The 17748-nt window shown below is 65.9% G+C and carries 14 protein-coding genes; 7 read left to right on the top strand and 7 right to left on the bottom strand.

The window, feature by feature from the left end:
- The first annotated feature begins 20 nt into the window (after positions 1-20).
- From G6R19_RS04255 to G6R19_RS04235, 5 genes are all read left to right on the top strand, one after another.
- Entirely contained in the window at positions 21-1691 is a 1671-nt protein-coding gene (locus G6R19_RS04255; RefSeq protein WP_205484221.1) for an ABC transporter substrate-binding protein, read from the top strand.
- Positions 1692-1770: 79 nt separating this feature from the next.
- A complete protein-coding gene (locus G6R19_RS04250; protein WP_163162593.1) occupies positions 1771-3273 on the top strand; it encodes a malate:quinone oxidoreductase in 1503 nt (500 codons plus the stop codon).
- Between the two features lie 70 nt (positions 3274-3343).
- A complete protein-coding gene (locus G6R19_RS04245) occupies positions 3344-6562 on the top strand; it encodes an efflux RND transporter permease subunit (RefSeq protein WP_163162591.1) in 3219 nt (1072 codons plus the stop codon).
- A 116-nt stretch (positions 6563-6678) separates the two neighbouring features.
- The gene (locus tag G6R19_RS04240; RefSeq protein WP_163162589.1) at positions 6679-7788 is read left to right on the top strand and encodes an LLM class flavin-dependent oxidoreductase; all 1110 of its coding nucleotides are present in this window, start codon (positions 6679-6681) and stop codon (positions 7786-7788) included.
- Positions 7788-8258, top strand: a complete 471-nt coding sequence (locus G6R19_RS04235) for a MarR family transcriptional regulator (protein ID WP_163162917.1) — start codon at positions 7788-7790, stop codon at positions 8256-8258. Before G6R19_RS04240 ends, G6R19_RS04235 begins: the two co-directional genes overlap by 1 nt.
- 131 nt (positions 8259-8389) lie before the next feature.
- On the opposite strand, the gene G6R19_RS04230 is transcribed toward G6R19_RS04235, so the two are convergent.
- Together G6R19_RS04230 and G6R19_RS04225 are read right to left on the bottom strand one after the other, a co-directional pair.
- Complete coding sequence (locus G6R19_RS04230) at positions 8390-9196, bottom strand: transglutaminase family protein (RefSeq protein ID WP_163162587.1); 807 nt, start codon at positions 9194-9196, stop codon at positions 8390-8392.
- 75 nt (positions 9197-9271) lie between these two features.
- Positions 9272-10081 (bottom strand): hypothetical protein, encoded by an 810-nt coding sequence (locus tag G6R19_RS04225; RefSeq protein WP_163162585.1) that lies wholly within the window; start codon positions 10079-10081, stop codon positions 9272-9274.
- A gap of 131 nt (positions 10082-10212) precedes the next feature.
- Between G6R19_RS04225 and G6R19_RS04220 the strand changes: the two genes are divergently transcribed.
- Both G6R19_RS04220 and G6R19_RS04215 read left to right on the top strand, forming a co-directional pair.
- Positions 10213-10872: a DUF1684 domain-containing protein gene (locus G6R19_RS04220; protein ID WP_163162583.1), complete on the top strand. Its 660-nt coding sequence runs from the start codon at positions 10213-10215 to the stop codon at positions 10870-10872.
- 70 nt (positions 10873-10942) lie between these two features.
- A complete protein-coding gene (locus G6R19_RS04215) occupies positions 10943-11803 on the top strand; it encodes a fumarylacetoacetate hydrolase family protein (protein ID WP_163162581.1) in 861 nt (286 codons plus the stop codon).
- 20 nt (positions 11804-11823) lie between these two features.
- Here the strand turns inward: G6R19_RS04215 and G6R19_RS04210 are convergent, their stop codons facing one another.
- The 5 genes from G6R19_RS04210 to G6R19_RS04190 are packed head-to-tail and all read right to left on the bottom strand — an operon-like array spanning position 11824 to position 17747.
- Positions 11824-12978: a cysteine desulfurase family protein gene (locus G6R19_RS04210; protein ID WP_163162579.1), complete on the bottom strand. Its 1155-nt coding sequence runs from the start codon at positions 12976-12978 to the stop codon at positions 11824-11826.
- Positions 12979-12984: 6 nt separating this feature from the next.
- On the bottom strand, positions 12985-13902 hold the full coding sequence (gene nadC, locus G6R19_RS04205) for a carboxylating nicotinate-nucleotide diphosphorylase (RefSeq protein ID WP_163162577.1): 918 nt from the start codon (positions 13900-13902) through the stop codon (positions 12985-12987).
- Positions 13895-15718 (bottom strand): FAD-binding protein, encoded by a 1824-nt coding sequence (locus G6R19_RS04200; protein WP_163162575.1) that lies wholly within the window; start codon positions 15716-15718, stop codon positions 13895-13897. Before G6R19_RS04200 ends, nadC begins: the two co-directional genes overlap by 8 nt.
- 17 nt (positions 15719-15735) lie before the next feature.
- Complete coding sequence (gene nadA / locus G6R19_RS04195) at positions 15736-17040, bottom strand: quinolinate synthase NadA (protein ID WP_163162573.1); 1305 nt, start codon at positions 17038-17040, stop codon at positions 15736-15738.
- Positions 17037-17747, bottom strand: coding sequence for an NUDIX domain-containing protein (locus tag G6R19_RS04190; RefSeq protein ID WP_163162571.1), 711 nt, complete (start codon positions 17745-17747; stop codon positions 17037-17039). Before G6R19_RS04190 ends, nadA begins: the two co-directional genes overlap by 4 nt.
- Position 17748 lies beyond the last annotated feature (1 nt).

The following is a 17748-nucleotide window of genomic DNA, read 5'->3' as shown; positions in this document are numbered from 1 at the left end:
GATCCAGAGGTGATAAACGAGTGCCCAGCAGTCCATCACGGCGGACGGTCATCACGACCGGCGCCGTCCTCCTGGCGTTGAGCGTCACCTCATGCACCGGCGTTCCGGCCCCCTCGCCGTCGTCAACCTCGCCGGCCCCCACCGCCAGTGCCGAGCCCACTGCCACGTTCAACTTCGGCACCGCAGTGCAGCCGCTGGGCCTGGACCCCGCACTCTCCAGCGACGTTGAGTCCCAGCGCATCACCCGGCAGATCCTCGAGGGATTGGTGGGCGTGGACCAGACCACCGGGAAGCCAACCCCGTTGCTCGCCACCGAGTGGAGCGAGTCCAATGAGGGCCGGTCCTACACCTTCAAGCTGCGCAGCGGCGTCACATTCTCGGACGGCACCCCATTTAACGCCGACGCGGTCTGCACCAATTTCAACCGGTGGTTTGCCTTCTCCGAGGACTTGCGCCGGCAGGCTCCCGGCAGCTCTTTCAAGGGCGTTTTCAAGGCGCACTCCGACGAACCGCAGCTGTCCATCTTCAAGAGCTGTACTGCCTTGTCCCAGGACACCGTGCAGATCGACCTCACCCAGCGCTTTACCGCTTTCCTGCAGGCTCTGACCCTGCCGGCCTTCGCCATCGCCTCCCCCGCAGCACTGGCCGCAGGCAACGCCGATGTCCTAAACCAAAACCGCGGCGGCCAGGCCGTATCCGCCTTCGGCATGAATCCGGTGGGAACAGGGCCCTTCAACCTGAAGTCCTGGGATGAAGGAAGCGTCACCCTCACCAGCAACGCGACCTACTGGGGAGACCGTGGACAGATCGGCACCATCAACTTCGTGGCCTACAACCATCCCCAGGCGCGTCTCCAGGCACTGTTGGACGGCAAGATCGACGGGTACGACGCCGTCACGGTGGGCAACTTCGACCAGCTGGTGAAGCGCGGAAAACAGATTGTGCAGCGCGATCCGTTCTCGGTGATGTACTTAGGGCTCAACCAGGAGATTCCGGTCCTGCAGAACCAGAAAATCCGGCAGGCCATCGAGATGGCTATCGACAAAGAGACCCTGATCCGCAGGTTCTTCATCGACAACACCGCCGAAGCCACCCAGTTCGTCCCGCCCAAAATCAGCGGGTTCAATAACGACGCCCCCGCACTGGGCCATGACCCCGCGAAGGCCAGGGAGTACCTCAAGGAGGGCGGCTACGCCGGCGAAGCGCTCAGGTTCTACTATCCGATGAACGTCACCCGGCCCTACCTTCCAACACCGGAGAAGGTCTACGCCGAAATCAGCCGCCAGCTCACGGCAGTAGGGCTCAACATCCAGCCGGTGCCCATCGACTGGTCTGACGGCTACCTCCAAAGGGTCCAGTCCCCGGGGGACCACGCGCTGCACCTGCTGGGGTGGAACGGCTCATACTCCGACGCCGACAACTTCGTTGGCCCCCTCTTCGGGGAGAAAAACGGCGAGTTCGGTTACCAGGACCCGCAGGTCTTTTCCAAAATCAACCGCGCACGCGGGCTGCCGGAGGGAGAGGAACGCGATGAGCAATATCACACCATCAACGCCCAGATCGCGGCGTCCGTCCCCGCGGTGCCCATTGCCTTCCCCATCTCGGCACTGGCCCTGTCAGACCGGGTGCTGAGCTATCCGGCGTCGCCTGTCTTAAATGAAGTTTTCACCAAAGTGCAATTGAAGCCTTGACGGGCCCGTCCAATTTCAGTAGTAGGGCTGCCCGGGGATATTCTGTGACAGCCAGAGCCGCTGCAATCGGAGACTGATCGTGACCTTCATTTCCAAGACCCCACATGCCGACGTCGTCCTGATTGGCGGCGGCATCATGAGCGCCACGCTGGGGGCATTCATCAAGCAGTTGGAACCGGACTGGACCATCTCCATGTTCGAGCGGCTGGACGAGCCCGGGCTGGAAAGCTCGGGCCCGTGGAACAACGCCGGAACCGGCCACGCCGCCCTCTGTGAACTCAACTACTCCCCCGCAGCCAAAGACGGCTCGGTGGACCCCACCAAAGCACTGCTCATCAACGAGCAGTTCCAGCTTTCCCGCCAGTTCTGGTCCCACCTCGTTGACCAGTCCCTGATCGGTTCGCCCAAGGGCTTCATCAACACCGTGCCGCACATGAGTTTCGTGATCGGCGAGGAGAACACCAGGTTCCTGAAGACCCGCTACGAGGCCCTTAAGCCGCACGCCCTCTTCCGCAGCATGGAGTACTCGGAAGACCACGGCCAGATCGGCAAGTGGGCTCCGCTGATCGTGAAGGGCCGTGACCCCAAGCAACGGATCGCGGCCACCCGCGCCGCCGAGGGCACCGACGTGGACTTCGGGGCACTCACCCGGGAGCTGACCACTTACCTGGGGAACAACGGCGTCGAGATCAACTACGGCCACGACGTCACCGGTATCTCCAGGGCGTCCGACGGCGGCTGGAACCTTTCCTTGAAGTACCCCAAGTCCGGGGAGCACGGCAAGATCCACGCCAAGTTCGTCTTTGTTGGCGCCGGCGGCGGCGCGCTCCACCTGCTGCAGGCCTCCGGCATCCCGGAAAGCAAGGGCTACGGCGGATTCCCGGTCTCCGGGCAGTTCTTCCGCTGCACCGACGAGACCCTGGCGGCGCAGCACAGCGCCAAGGTGTACGGCCAGGCGTCAGTGGGGGCTCCCCCCATGTCCGTGCCGCACCTGGACACCCGGTACGTCAACGGCAAGCGTTCCCTGCTCTTCGGCCCCTACGCCGGCTTCTCCACCAACTTCCTGAAAAGCGGCTCCTACCTGGACCTTCCCCTGTCCATCCGGCCCAGCAACATCATCCCGATGCTGGCTGTCGCCAAGGACAACATGGACCTCACGGCGTACCTGGTCAAGGAAGTGGCCAAGAAGCACGCCGACAAGGTGGAGGCGCTTCGCGAGTACTACCCGGAAGCCAAAGCAGGCGACTGGGAACTGATCACGGCCGGCCAGCGTGTACAGATCATCAAGAAAGACCCGCAGAAGGGCGGTGTCCTGCAGTTCGGCACTGAAGTGATCGCCGGCCGTGACGGCTCCATCGGGGCCCTCCTCGGTGCTTCGCCCGGAGCCTCCACCGCGGTGCCCATCATGATCGAACTGCTGAGGAAGGCCTTCCCGAAGAATTTCAAGGGCTGGCAGTCCAAGCTGAAGGACATGATGCCCGGCTACGGCGTCAAGCTTGACGACAACCCGGACCTTGCGATGGAGCTCGAAAGGGCAACGGCCAGGTCCCTCCAGCTGGAGAGCGTTTCCGCCAACCACTGACCCCTGCCGGGGTAGGTGGCCGGCTTCCGGTACCGCAACAGTAAGTTAAACCCCACAGGAGACCGATTCAATGTTCCGGCTGGCACAACTCTCACTGGCAAACCGGGCATTGATCGCTCTTATCACCGTTTTCGCTTCTGTCTTCGGCGTGATCACCATGTCGTCGCTGAAGCAGGAGCTCATTCCTTCGATCGAGTTCCCCCAGATCACGGTGCTTACTGCCATGCCAGGGGCCTCCCCGGAAGTGGTGGACAAACAGGTCAGCGGGCCGCTGGAGACCGCGCTGAACGGCGTGGAGGGGCTGGAATCCACCTCCTCCACGTCGCGCAACGGCGTCTCGCAGATCACCATGGTCTTCACGTACGGGTCCAACCTGGACCGGGCCCGGAACCAGATCGACCGCGCCATCTCCAACGCCAAGCGGTCCCTGCCCGAGGACGTCCAGCCGCAGGCCTTCGCCGGCAGCATCAATGATTTCCCCATCGTGTTCCTGGCGGTGTCCTCGGACAAGACCCTGAGCGAACTCAACGCCGACCTGCAGCGGCTGAGTGTGCCCCGGCTGCAGAAGATCGACGGCGTCCGGGGCGCCGACGTGACCGGCGGGGCCACCCAGCACATCGAGATCCTTCCCCGTCCGGACGCCATGGCTTCGGCCGGCGCCACTATCACGGCGATCCGCGATGCACTGGGCAACAACGGCACCCTGGTTCCGGCCGGGACCCTTGAAGAGCAGGGCAAAACACTGTCCCTTCAGATCGGCAGCCCGGTTGATTCACTGGACGCGATCAAGGCACTCCCCCTCGCCGGGGCAAAGAACGCCGCCACCATCGGCACGGTTGCCGACGTCTCCCTGAAAGACGACGAACGAACTTCCATTACGCGGACCAACGGCGAGGAGACGCTCGCCGTCTCCGTCACCAAAAAACCCGAAGGCGACACCGTTGGCATCTCGCATGCCGTGCGGGACACGCTTGCCGAACTTGAAGCCGAACTGGGTTCAAACGCGAAGTTCACGCCGGTATTCGACCAGGCCCCTTTCATCGAAAAATCCATCAAGGACCTCACCACCGAGGGCCTGCTGGGACTGGGCTTCGCCGTGGCGGTCATCCTGGTGTTCCTGATGTCTGCCCGGTCCACGCTCGTGACGGCCGTATCCATCCCGCTCTCGCTCCTGATCACCTTCATCGGGCTGTCAGCCACCGGCTACTCGCTGAACATCCTCACGCTTGGCGCCCTCACCATAGCCATCGGCCGGGTGGTTGACGACTCGATCGTGGTCATCGAAAACATCAAGCGGCACCTCAGCTACGGGGAAGATAAAGTCACCGCCATCCTGACGGCCATCAGGGAAGTGGCAGGCGCCATCACAGCATCCACCCTCACCACTGTTGCCGTTTTCCTCCCCATCGCCTTCGTAGGTGAACTGGCCGGCGAACTGTTCAGGCCGTTCGCACTCACAGTCACCATGGCGCTGCTGGCCTCCCTGCTGGTCTCGCTGACAATTGTTCCCGTACTGGCATACTGGTTCCTGCGGAATCCCGGCAGCTCCCGTGGCAGCGACGCGGCCCGGCAGAACGCAGCCGACGCCCGTGCCAAGGCCCAGGAAGCGGAACAGCGCAGCAGGCTGCAGCGGGGGTACCTGCCCATCCTGTCCCGGACCCAGAAGCATCCCGTGATCACCCTTGTGGCCGCCGGCCTGGTCCTCGGCGCGACCGCCGCCATGACCCCGTTGCTGGCAACCAACCTGCTGGGCAATTCCGGCCAGAACAGCCTGACCGTCCGCCAGGTGCTCCCTGCGGGCACCAGCCTGGCGGACACGAGCGCCGCGGCTATCCGCCTCGAGGAGGTCCTGCGCGGGATCGACGGCGTCCGGGACGTCCAGGTGACATCGGGCAACGCCCAGGCCGGCTTCGCGGCGCTCACCTCCACCGGCTCCTCCAACTCAACGTTCACCGTGGTGACGGATGAAAAGGCAGACCAGGAGCGACTGCAGGAGACGGTGCGGAACGAACTGACAAAGGTGCCCGACTCCGGGAAGGTTTCTGTGGGCACCCAACAGGGCGGCTTCGGGACCTCGTCCACCGTGGACATCACCATCAAGGCCGCCACCACGGCAGACCTGCAGGCAGCAAGCGACACCATGGTCCAGGCCATGACCGGCGTTCCGGGCACCACCGAGGTTGCCACCAACCTTGCAGCCAGCCAGCCGGTGGTGCAGGTGAAAGTGGACCGGGCGAAGGCTGTGGCTGCCGGGCTTGATGAAGAGCAGGTGGCCGGCGTCCTCGCGTCGACCATCAGCCCCATCCCCGCCGGAACAGTACGGATCGACACCGACGATTTCCCGGTACAGATCGGCGAGGGCACCAGGTTCACGGGCATTGACGCTGTCCGCCGCATCCCCCTGCCTGCCGCCGGCGGGCCCGTCCCGCTGGCCAGCATCGCATCGGTGGAACAGGTGGACGTGCCGGTATCCATTACCGCCAGCAACGGCCAGCGCACAGCGCGCGTCTCTGTGACGCCGTCGGAATCCAACCTCGGTGCGGTCAACGCAGAGGTCCAGAAACGCCTTGCGGAGGTGCAGCTCCCGGCCGGAGTCACCGCTGAACTCGGCGGTGCCACCACCCAGCAACAGGAGTCATTCCAGCAACTCGGGCTCGCCCTGCTCGCCGCCATCGCCATCGTCTACGTGATTATGGTGGCCACCTTCAAGTCACTGATCCAGCCGCTGATCCTGCTGGTCTCGGTACCGTTCGCAGCCACCGGTGCCGTGGCCCTGCTCCTGGTGACCGGGGTCCCGCTGGGACTGCCCTCGCTGATCGGCATGCTGATGCTGGTGGGAATCGTGGTCACCAACGCCATTGTGCTCATCGACCTCATCAACCAATACCGGCAACCACGCGATGGCCGGCCGGGGATGAACGTGGCTGATGCCATCACCCATGGTGCCCGCCAGCGGCTCCGCCCGATCCTCATGACCGCCCTGGCAACAGTCTTTGCTCTCACCCCTATGGCGCTGGGCCTCACGGGCGGCGGCGGCTTCATCTCGCAGCCGCTGGCCGTTGTGGTGATTGGCGGGCTCATATCCTCCACCGCCCTGACCCTGGTACTGGTGCCTGTGCTCTACCGCCTGGTGGAGGGCCGCCGCGAAAGGAAGGCGCTGCTCCGGGAACTGCAGGAACGCCCGGAGTTTGGCCCCGGAGCGGACATGGACGAAGAGTTCCGCGACTGGACCACCGGTATGGTCCCCAAGGTCAGCGGGCGCCGCGCCGCACCCGGAAGCCCCGAATAGCGAAAGCGGAATATTTTCCGGCCGGCAGCGTTGTACCCGACGATAGATGCAAATGCATCTAGATTGGCCTATACTGGAACCAAGGCCAGCAAGTCCAAGCAACGGAAAGGCACACCATGCAGATCGGTGTTTTCAGCGTCAGCGACATCACCACGGACCCCACCACGGGCCGGACCCCCACCGAGAACGAACGCATCAAGGCCTCCGTCGCCATCGCCAAAAAGGTCGAGGAAATCGGCATGGATGTCTACGCCCTGGGCGAGCACCACAACCGGCCCTTCTTCTCCTCCTCCCCCACCACCACCCTTGCCTACATCGCTGCGCAGACCGAACGCATCACCCTGTCCACGGCCACCACGCTGATCACCACCAATGATCCAGTCAAGATCGCAGAAGACTTCGCGATGCTCCAGCACCTCGCCGACGGCCGGGTTGACCTGGTACTGGGGCGGGGCAATACGGCTCCCGTCTATCCGTGGTTCGGAAAGAACATCCAGGACGGCGTCGAACTCGCGATCGAAAACTACAGCCTACTGCGCAAGCTGTGGGACGAGGACACCGTGAACTGGTCCGGAAAGTTCCGCACGCCGCTGCAGAACTTCACGTCCACCCCCCGCCCGCTCGACGGCGTCGCCCCCTTCGTGTGGCACGGCTCCATCCGCACGCCGCAGATTGCCGAAGTGGCTGCATACTTTGGCGACGGCTTCTTCGCCAACAACATCTTCTGGCCCAAGGAGCACTACCAGCAGCTGATCGGCCTGTACCGTGAGCGCTACGAGCACTACGGCCACGGCAAGGCAGACCAGGCGATCGTGGGCCTGGGCGGCCAGTTCTTTATGCGGAAGAACTCGCAGGATGCCGTCAAGGAGTTCCGCCCGTACTTCGACAACGCTCCGGTGTACGGTCACGGACCGTCCCTGGAGGACTTCACTTCGCAGACGCCGCTGACCGTCGGCAGCCCGCAGGAGGTCATCGAGAAGACCCTGACGTTCCGCGAGTACTTCGGCGATTACCAGCGGCAACTGTTCCTCATCGACCACGCGGGCCTGCCGCTGAAAACCGTCCTGGAGCAGCTGGACCTGTTCGGCGAGGAAGTCCTGCCTGTCCTGCGCAAGGAATACGCGGCCCGCAAGCCGGCCCACGTTCCCGAACCGCCTACCCACGCCGGCCGGGTGGCTGCACTGCTGGCAGCCCAGGACGCCGAAAAGTCCGCTGCGGAGGCATGATGGCCGCCAGGGATGCAGAGTCACCGGTCCGCCTCGCCGCGGAGACCTGGGAGTCGCTGTTCCGGGCCCAGGTGGCCGTGATGCGCAAGCTGCAGTCCGGCCCTGCGTTCCGGAAGCTCGCGGTGAACGAGTATGACGTCCTGTTCACGCTCTCACGCTGTCCCACCGGATGGCTCCGCCTCAACGAGCTCAACGACAACGTCTTGCTAAGCCAGTCCAGCCTCAGCCGGCTGGTTGAGCGGCTGGAGAAGCGCGGGCTCGTGGCCAGGATGCCTGCCCCGGAGGACGGCCGGGGCGTGCTCCTGCAACTGACGGATGCCGGCCGGGAACTGCAGAAGGAGATCGGGCGCGAGCACGTGCGGGACATTTCCACCCTGATGGGCCCCGCCCTGACCCCCGCCGAGCAGAAGGAGTTGCGAAGGCTGACCGAGAAGCTGAGGAGTTCGCTGGGTCCCCGCCCGCTGCGCTAGAAAACGCTGAGCTAGAAAACGCGCTGCGCTGGAAGACCCGCTGCACCGGGACACCGGCTGCGTCAGAGAAACCGGCACAGGCCGGCGCCGGATCTGGCGCGGGCCTGCCGAACCCGCCGGGCAGTATCCGCTTAGCCCAGTTGCATAAGCCGGGCAGGATCCTCTACCGGCAGGGCGCCGTTGACAACTGCAGTGACCTGCAGCTGGTTGAGGATGAGGCTTCCCCCGACTGTGGAGAGGAAAGCGGTATCGGCGGAGTCGCGGCCTGCCGTGATGCGCAGCATCGATTCCCGCGGGGCCAGGCCCGTGGGATCGATGACGTGCCAGGCCCCTTCCACGTAAGCCTCTGCCACGGCGTGGAAATCCATTGGGCTCAGGCCCGGAGCGTAGACTGCGGCGAGCCTCGCCGGGATGTCCTTGGACCTCAGCAGTGCGATGGCCAAATGGGCAAAGTCCCGGCAGACCCCACGGCGGCTGAGGAGCGTTTCCACAGCACCGTCCGTGCCCCGGGAGGACCCGCTGAGGTACCGCAGTTCCCCGTTCACCCAGTTCCGGACGGCGTGCAGCAGCTCGCCGCCATGGACTCCTTCGAACTCTGCATAAGCCGTAGGCAGGAGCCGGTCGGATTCGGCGTAGCGGCTGGGACGGACGTAGCGGATCCTGTCGGCAAGCTCCGCGTCCTCGGGCTCGGCCTTACCGGCCACCGTGGCCGAGTATTCCACCGTTACCTCCGCGGGCTCGGCGAACTCCATGTAGTGGAACCTGCCCCCGTGGTGATCCGATACCTCGGTGAGGGGAACGTCGTCTCCCCCGGTTGTCACGGACAGTGACTCCTCGAACGAGGAGTAGCCGTTGTTCCGCGCTGCGGCGATGGCCATGGCCACCTTGGTGTTGGCTACGGTCTTGAAGACCAGTCGTGCGGAAACACTGCGTTCCATGGCTCTCCGGGGGGTGTTCGGCGGTGGAAGACAAGTCCCCGCTCTGCCCGGCGCATGGTGGGGCCGGAAACGGGACTAGTTTTTGATCTCCAGAGACATTAGCATCCGCTGGACGTTGGCGAATTCAGTGCCTTCCGAGGCGTACCGGGCAGCCTGGTCCAAGGTGTCGAAGGCCTTTGCCGGCGCCACTTTTTCATCCGGGGCATAAGCCTTGACGGAGACCACATCACCAAAGGAGTAGTCCCCTTTCCCGGCCGGTCCACGGACGATGTTGCGGAGCTCGCACGCCTGTCCGCCGGCGCCGGCCACCACGTTGGTGATGCCGTACGAGCCGAAGAAGCGGTACCCCTGGATCACCCGGAAAACCACCCTTGGCGGTATGGTTCCCTCCCCGCCTGCGGCCGAAACTTCCACCGGAACGCTGCTGATTACGGTGTAGGGCCGCCGCGAGGCGTCGGCACAATCACCGGACGACGGCGGCAGGCCGGTCCGCAGCGCTGCCAGGAAAGTGCCGTCCGGCTTCTTCACCTCGACCTTCAGCGCGCCGGGCAGGGTGCCTTCCTCCGGCGTGACGGACTGCGCTATCCAGTCCTCCGGAAGGTCGAAGCTGACGGACTTGCCGGGATCCGAGAAAGTCTTCCAGACCGGCGCAGTAGCAACCGCCTGCGGGTCCGTGGGCGGCGTGGCACTGGCCCCGGGGCCGTCCGTCGGCGGTGACGTTGCCGGGGCGCCAGCTGAAGCCGGCGCGGTGGTTCCGGCGCCGGCAGAGCCTGGCTGCGCTGTCCAGGCCGGCGCGCCGGGCCCCGCTGTTGAGCAGCCTGCAAGAAGGACGCCAGCCATCAGCAGCGCACCGGACAGGACCGTCGTTGTTGCCTTGCCTCTCATGCAGCCAGCCTAGCTGGGGCCGGCGGCCGGCCGGCGTGACCGGAAGGGCGTTTCCTCTCCCGGAAGGGCAGCATCCGGGTGCGTGTCGCCGTCGGGCGGTATAGCCGGCTCCTGGGACTAGGCTGGGGGCTATGGAAGAGCACCTGGAAACAGCTGAAGAAGACCGGACGGACATCTCCGCCGTCGACATCGCTGACTGGCGGCTGAAGACCTTTGCGTTGTACCACAACGTCCGGAAACTTTCGCTGGAAAGCCCGGCCGAGGCGCACTCCTATTGGCGCCACCAGCGGGACCTGATGTTCGCCACGCACCCGGCCTCTGCCCTGGACGCGGAGGACAAGGCGCGTTTCTCCGGGCTGAAGACTGCCGACTATGATCCCATCTACCGTTTCCATGTGCCGCTGACCAAAGAGGGCGCCGGGCGCGAAATGAGCGTGGAAACCGGCACGGACGGCGTTGTCCGGTTTGTCCGGCTGGGAACGTTCGACCTGCCGGAAATGGGCCAGCTGGCGGTGTGGAAGCTGCAGGGGTACGGCGGCGGTATTTTTGTACCCTTCCGGGACGCCACGGCCGGCCAGTCCGGCGGCAGCTATGGGGCCGGACGGTACCTGCTGGATACCATTAAGGGCGCGTTCCACGGCGTCAACGGGACCGGCCCTGATGCAGAGTTCGTCCTGGACTTCAATTTCGCGTACAACCCGTCATGCGCCTACAACGAGGCCTGGGCCTGCCCGCTGCCAGGACCGTCCAACCGGTTGGCCGTCGAAATCCCGGTGGGCGAGCTTTACTGACGGAGCCCCGCCCACGCGGGTTGCTGGGGCTAAGTTCGGGCCCTTTCCCGCGCACCCGTAGGATTCCCTCATGACTGCCCTCCCCCGCCGCATCGCCCGCGTCCGCCCCCTGTCCGCTGCCCAAACGGCGGAGCAGTTCTTCGCCGCCAGTGACGCAGCGGACTTTGGCAGCGCCGCCGGCAGGACCTGGACGGTCATCGAAACCCCCTTCCCGCAGTCGCCGGCCAACGCCTCCAGCGCACACAGGGAAGGGTGGCAGCCGGGCGACCGGGTCCAGCAGGACTCCTTCACGTTCCTCGCTCCCAGCGTGCCGGCCAATGTGCTGGGAATGGCGCACAACACCGGCCAGCCCGGACGCGACCTGCCGCCACAGGCGTTCCACAAGGCGGCCACGAGCATCATCGGACCGGGCGATGCGATAGAGCTCGCTCCCGGGATGCGCCGGGTGGACCCGGAGGCGGAGCTGGCTGTTGTGATTGGCACCAAAGCCCGCGGCCTGACGCCTGCTAACGCCCGCGCCGCGGTGCTGGGATTCACCGTCGGCAACGACGTCACCTGCCGGGACCTGCAGGAAACCGACGAACTATGGATCAGCGCCAAAAGCCAGGACACCTTCACGCCGGCAGGGCCGTGGATCGTCACGGGCCTGGACGAGTCCGGCCTGGCCATTGACGTGGTGCTCAACGGCACCCCGTTACGGGCCGCCAGCACCGCTGACCTCGGCTGGAAAGTCGACGAGATCCTGGTGTACCTGACGTCCTTTATGACCCTCCACCCGGGCGACCTGGTGCTGACCGGCTTTCCGGCCGAGTGCGCACCGCTGAGCCCCGGGGACACGGTGGTGTGCAGGGTTCAGGGCGTGGGTGAGCTTGTGAACCCGGTCAGGACCTCCCCGTGGCCGGGTCCCACCAGCTCAAGCGCCACCAGCTGATCACTCTGGATTCCGCTGGGCTAACCGCCCAGCGCCCTGACCCGGCCGACTGCGTCGAGCACTGAAGTTGCCGCCGCTTCCAGGTCCGCCCCGGTTACGGCTGAGTCGAAGCTGAACCGGATGGCCGTCTGGGCTTCTTCCGGAGCGATTCCCATTGCCGTGAGCACCGGCGACGGCGCGTCCGAACCAGCCGCACAGGCTGACCCGCTCGAGCACACCACGCCCTGGCGTTCCAGCTCAAGGAGCACGGATTCGCCGCTCGTTCCCGGGAAGCAGAACGAGGCAACGGAAGGCAGCCGGTCAACGGGATGCCCCGTCAGCAAGGCGCCCGGCACACCGGTGAGCACGGCGCCGATAAACGTGTCCCGCAATGCCGCCACCCGGCGTCGTTCCTCCGCCTGCCGCGCCTGGGCCAGCGTGAGCGCAGTGGCGAGGCCCACGGCTCCCGCCACGTTCTCTGTCCCTGACCGGCGGCCGCGCTCCTGCCCGCCGCCGTGGACCAGCGGCTCCAACCTGGTGCGGCCGCGGACGAACAGCAGGCCGCAGCCCTTGGGTGCCCCTATCTTGTGCCCCGAAATGCTCATGGCATCCACGCCCAATGCCTTGGTGTCCAGCGGCAGCCAGCCGGCCGCCTGGACGGCGTCCGTGTGGAACGGAATGCCGAGTCCGCGCGCCAGGGCGGCCAGTTCGGCAATGGGCTGAACGGTCCCCACTTCGTTGTTGGCGTACATGACGCTGGCCACCGCGGTTTCCGGCCGAAGCGCGGCCCGGAACGCCTCCGGCCTCACGAGCCCTTCCCCGTCGACGGGAACCACGTCAACCGCGAGCCCATGGAAGCGCTCCAGGTACCGGGCAGACTCCTCCACTGCGGGATGTTCGACGGCGCTGATCACCACCCGATTAAGTTGCGGATTCGCCGCCTGCCGGGCCAGGGCGATCCCTTTGACGGCCAGGTTGTCCGCTTCCGTCCCCCCGGACGTGAAGGTAATTTCACCGGCCCGGCAACCAAGGACGGCTGCGACGGAGGATCGGGCACCGGCGAGCGCATCGGCAGCAGCCTCGCCCAGGCTGTGATGGCTGGAGGGGTTGCCGAATTCACCCGTGAGGTACGGCCACATCGCATCCAGCACTTCACGGCGGACCGGCGTGGTGGCGGCTGCGTCAAGGAAGATCATGGAAAGTCACTCGGCAGTCAGTTCGACGTCCAGCCCGAGGTCCAGGGCCGCCACGGTGTGGGTAAGGGCGCCAACGGAAATGACGTCGACCCCCGTGGCTGCTATCGCCGCCACCGTCCCGAGGTTCACGTTTCCACTGGCCTCCACCCGCGCGCGCCCGGCTACCAGGGCTACGCCGGCTTTCAGCTCCTCAGGCGTGAAGTTGTCCAGCATAATGGTGTCCACACCGGCCGCCAGGACGGGCTCGATCTGGTCCATCCGGTCCACCTCCACCTCAAAGTGCGTGGTGTGGCCCAGCTGTGCTTTGGCTGCTGCGAGAAGCGCGGTAAGCCTGGCCGGATCCCCGCCCGTCATCACGGCGAGGTGGTTGTCCTTGGCCAGGACGGCGTCGGAGAGGCTGTACCGGTGGTTGGCGCCGCCGCCGCAGCGCACCGCGAACCGCTCCAGGACCCGCAGCCCGGGCGTGGTCTTGCGGGTATCGGTGATTCTGGCGGGCGTGCCTTCAGTCAGCCGGACAAACTCTGCGGTCCTTGTGGCGATGGCGGACATCCGCTGCACCAGGTTCAGGGCCACGCGTTCGGCAAGCAGCACAGACCTTGCCCGGCCGCTGACCCGCGCGAGGTGGGTGCCGGCGTCGAACTTTTCTCCGTCCCCCAGCAACAGCTCCACGTGGGTGTCCGGGTCCACCAGCAGCATGGCGTCCCGGAACACCGTGGCGCCGCTGAGGACCCCAGGCACCCGCGCATTCAGTACGGCCGTGGCACGTGCATCAGCGGGAATCAGCAGCTGGGAGGTTATGTCCCCGGCAGGAGCGTCCTCCGCGAAGGCCCGCTCCAGGATCTCCCGTACCGGCGCCGCAGGCAGGGTAAGTGCGGGCGCCGCCTGTTTGCGGGTGGCCTGTTCCATCACGGAGTGTTCAGTCATTGAGGAGGCTCGCTTTCGGGCGGAGGGAATTCGTATCCGGTTCTTCGGGATCGTCGCTGCGGTAATGCGCCCCCAGCGAGTCGCGGCGGGCAAGCGCGGCAGCGACCAGCAACTGGGCAGCCAGCAGCAGGTTGCGGTCCTCGTGGTCCCGGGCGTGCCCGCCAGCGGGAACAGCACCAGGACGTACGACGGCGTCCCACCGGCCAAGAGTCTCCGCCGCCTCCCCAAGCAACACCCCATTGCGAAGCACCCCGGCCTTGGCAGTCATCAACCGCCGAAGGGCTTCGCGGGAGAACGGGGTGTCATCCCCCCCACCGAAGCTAGCTGGCAGGCTCTCGGACAAGGACGATTGGGCCGGCTCGCCTTTTAAAGCAGCAGGGAAGGTGACGTCGCTCTCAGCGTCGCGGGGCAGCGGTGCGGAAGCGTGCGTCAAGGGGAGGCCGGCCGCGGCCGAGACAGCACGCGGAGCATCGGTGCCTCGGGGCGCGTCCCAACCACGGTCACCAGACAAAAAGTCTTCAACAGCGCGGCGGCCGAAAACGAGTCCTTCCAGGAGGGAGTTGCTGGCCAGCCGGTTTGCGCCCTGGACCCCTGTGCAGGCCACTTCCCCGGCTGCATACAGCCCGGGAACCGTGGTCCTGGCGTGCAGGTCGGTACGCACTCCACCCATCCAGTAGTGGGCGGCGGGAGCAACGGGGACCAATTCGCGGGTCCAGTCAATGCCCGCCGCAAGCGTCCTTTCCGTGAGGGTGGGGAAGCGCGTCGCCAGGAAACCTTGCCCCTTGGCCGCCTCAATGGCGCGGGCGTCGAGGTAGACGTGGCCGTTGGAGTCGCCGAGCTTGGCCAGGTGCAGGGCGATGCTGCGCGACACGACGTCGCGTGGCGCCAGTTCAGCGTCCGGATGGTAGGCCCGCATGAACCGTTTCCCGTTGCCGTCGACGAGGAGTGCGCCTTCGCCGCGGACAGCTTCGGAAATGAGCAGCGGATCCCGGTCCAGGCACGGAGCCGTGGCCGCGTTCGCGGCACCGGCCCCGGAAACCAGGCAGGTGGGGTGGAACTGGAAGAACTCAAGGTCTGCTACCTCAGCTCCGGCGCGGACTGCGAGCGAAAGGCCGTCGGCGGTTGCCACTGCCGGGTTGGTGGTCTGGGCAAACAGCTGCCCCGCTCCTCCGGTTGCCAGCAGGACGGCGTCCCCGTGCACAGCGGCCCTGATGCCGTGGTGGAGGAATTCCACTCCAACAACTTTCCCGTCCTGCTGCAGCAAGGATGTTGCGTGGGCTGAGGTTCGGACCGTCAGTGTCCCCTCCGCCTGCCGCGCGAACACTGCCCGGATCAGGGCCCCGGCCACCTTTGCCCCGGTGGCGTCGCCGCCGGCATGGAGGATGCGCGGGGCAGAATGGGCCGCTTCCAACCCGAGCGCAGGGCCGCCGTCGGAGCCGCAATCGAACTGCACACCAAACCGTTGCAGCCCTGCGATGTCGCGGCGCGCCTCCGCGCACATCAGCCGGACGGCAGCTTCGTGGCAATGCCCCGCGCCAGCCTGGAGCGTGTCCGCGATGTGGGCAGCCACCGTGTCACCCGGAGCAGGCCCGTCCAGCACCGCAGAAATCCCGCCCTGGGCGTACCAGGTGTTGCTGTCGCGAAGCTTTCCTTTGCTCAGGAGCACCACGTCGGCACCGGCATCCGTGGCCAGCAGGGCAGCGTACAGGCCGGCGATGCCAGTGCCGACGACGATCAGCCGCGGCCGGCCCGCAGCGTTGCGGCCGCAGGGCGGCCCGCCGGGTCCTGGCGTACCGCCACCCTCAACACGATGCATAAAAGCCGGCCCTGTCATTACGGCCTGGCCGCGAGCATGCGCTCGAGTGCTGTCCGTGCGTGGTCCTGCACTGAATCCGCGACCGTGATCCGGTTGACCACGCGCCCGGCCACCAGTTCTTCGAGGACCCAGGCAAGGTAGCCGGGGTGGATGCGGTACATGGTGGAGCAGGGGCAGATGACGGGATCAAGGCAGAAGATGGTGTGCTGCGGGTACTCTGCCGCGAGGCGGTTCACCATGTTGATTTCGGTGCCGATAGCGAACGTGGTTGGTTCGGTGGCCGCGGCGATCGCTTTCTTGATGAAGTCGGTTGAGCCGGCAGAATCGGCTGCGTCCACCACCTCCATAGGGCACTCCGGGTGCACGATCACCTGGACGCCGGGAAAGTCGGCCCGGGCCTTGTCGATCTGGGCTACGTTGAACCGCTTGTGCACCGAGCAGAACCCGTGCCACAGGATGACCCTGGAATCCAGCAGTGCCTGTTCGTCATTGCCGCCCAGGTCCTTCCGCGGGTTCCACATGGGCATCTCTTCCAGAGGCACGCCCAGAGCCTTGGCGGTGTTGCGGCCCAGGTGCTGGTCCGGGAAGAACAGCACCCGCCGGGCCCGCTGGAACGCCCACTCGAGGACAGTTTTGGCGTTTGAGGAGGTGCAGACAATACCGCCATGCTCACCGCAGAAAGCCTTCAGGGCTGCGGAGGAATTCATGTAGGTGACAGGAATGACCGGAACCCGCCCGTCGGCGTCGGGCTCGGTGCCGTAGATCTCCTCGAGCTGCTCCCAGCACTCAGCCACGGAGTCGGCGTCAGCCATGTCCGCCATGGAGCAGCCGGCCGCCAGGTTGGGCAGGATAACGGCCTGGTCGGGCGCCGAAAGGATGTCGGCGGTTTCGGCCATGAAGTGGACGCCGCAGAACACGATGGCCTCAGCATCCGGCCGGGTCAGCGCGGCGTTGGCCAGCTGGAAGGAGTCACCCACGAAGTCGGCGTACTGGATGACTTCATCGCGCTGGTAGAAGTGCCCCAGGATGACGGCCCTATCCCCCAGGGCAGCCTTCGCGGACAGGATCCTCTCGCCCAGCTCGGCGTCGCTGGCCAGTTTGTACTCTTCCGGCAACTGCCCCTGGCGGGGGGTGGCCGGAGGTGCGACGTCCGCGCTGGAAGCACCCGGGCCGTAGGCCGGGATGCCGGCGAGCGCCTCTGCAAGGTCGTAGTCCCACGGACCCTTGGCCAGCGCGGGGCTGCAGGTGCTGCCCTTTGCGGTTGCGCCTTTTTCGGCCTGTTCGCGCGTGATCAGCTGGATTGCTGTGTTGACGCTGCTCATGGTGTGCTCCTGTTGTCTGGGTCAAGGCCGGGCCGGCCGGTGAAGCGGTAGAGGCGGGGAGGGCGGTGCTTGCCGCCCTGGAGGTATTCGCCGGTTTCCTCGATGTCCGGGGTGGATTTGAGTTGCCGGCGGAAGTTGGCGGGGTCCAGCTGCCTGTCCAGAACTGCCTCGTAGACCTCCCGGACCTGGGCGAGGGTGAAGTATTCGCCCAGCAGGTGGTAGGCCACGGAGCCGTAGGCCAGCTTGTTGCGCAACCGCCAGAGCGCGTAGTCCACGATCGCGTTGTGATCGAAGGCCAAGTCCCCCAGCCGGTCCGCCCGGAACCACCGGACGTTCTCCGACTCATCTGCGAGCGCGGCTTCAGTGGGCTGGACCAGCGCCCAGTACACAATCGAGACCACCCGCTGGGTGGGTGAGCGGTGGAGACCGCCGAAGGCATACAGCTGCTCCAGGTAGCTGGGAGCGAGGCCGGTGGTCTCCCCCAGGTTCCGCGCTGCCGCGTCCTGCAGGGATTCGGTGTGGCTGAGGGGGCCTCCGGGCAGCGCCCAGAGGCCCTTGTACGGCTCCCGGATCCGGCGCACCAGGGGCAACCACAGTGTTGGCCGGCCGGAGCTTTCGCTGGGGCGCAGCGCAAAGATGACAGTGGAGATGGCCAGCGAAGGCGGGGCCGCCTGGCGCTCCGAGACGTTTGCCGAGCTCGAGTACATG

It is taken from the genome of Arthrobacter sp. Alg241-R88 (assembly GCF_900537115.1).
GTDB lineage: Bacteria > Actinomycetota > Actinomycetes > Actinomycetales > Micrococcaceae > Arthrobacter.
Note: the sequence above shows the minus strand (reverse complement) of the source record. Positions and strands in the feature narration are given on the sequence as shown.

Bases quoted from the DNA above. Each gene is read 5' to 3' on its own strand.
- G6R19_RS04230 (WP_163162587.1), bottom strand. From the start codon at position 9,196: ATGGAACGCAGTGTTTCCGCACGACTGGTCTTCAAGACCGTAGCCAAC.
- nadC (WP_163162577.1), bottom strand. From the start codon at position 13,902: ATGACTGAACACTCCGTGATGGAACAGGCCACCCGCAAACAGGCGGCG.
- G6R19_RS04190 (WP_163162571.1), bottom strand. From the start codon at position 17,747: ATGTACTCGAGCTCGGCAAACGTCTCGGAGCGCCAGGCGGCCCCGCCT.
- G6R19_RS04235 (WP_163162917.1), top strand. From the start codon at position 7,788: ATGGCCGCCAGGGATGCAGAGTCACCGGTCCGCCTCGCCGCGGAGACC.
- G6R19_RS04225 (WP_163162585.1), bottom strand. From the start codon at position 10,081: ATGAGAGGCAAGGCAACAACGACGGTCCTGTCCGGTGCGCTGCTGATG.
- G6R19_RS04215 (WP_163162581.1), top strand. From the start codon at position 10,943: ATGACTGCCCTCCCCCGCCGCATCGCCCGCGTCCGCCCCCTGTCCGCT.
- G6R19_RS04240 (WP_163162589.1), top strand. From the start codon at position 6,679: ATGCAGATCGGTGTTTTCAGCGTCAGCGACATCACCACGGACCCCACC.
- nadA (WP_163162573.1), bottom strand. From the start codon at position 17,040: ATGAGCAGCGTCAACACAGCAATCCAGCTGATCACGCGCGAACAGGCC.
- G6R19_RS04220 (WP_163162583.1), top strand. From the start codon at position 10,213: ATGGAAGAGCACCTGGAAACAGCTGAAGAAGACCGGACGGACATCTCC.
- G6R19_RS04245 (WP_163162591.1), top strand. From the start codon at position 3,344: ATGTTCCGGCTGGCACAACTCTCACTGGCAAACCGGGCATTGATCGCT.
- G6R19_RS04200 (WP_163162575.1), bottom strand. From the start codon at position 15,718: ATGCATCGTGTTGAGGGTGGCGGTACGCCAGGACCCGGCGGGCCGCCC.
- G6R19_RS04210 (WP_163162579.1), bottom strand. From the start codon at position 12,978: ATGATCTTCCTTGACGCAGCCGCCACCACGCCGGTCCGCCGTGAAGTG.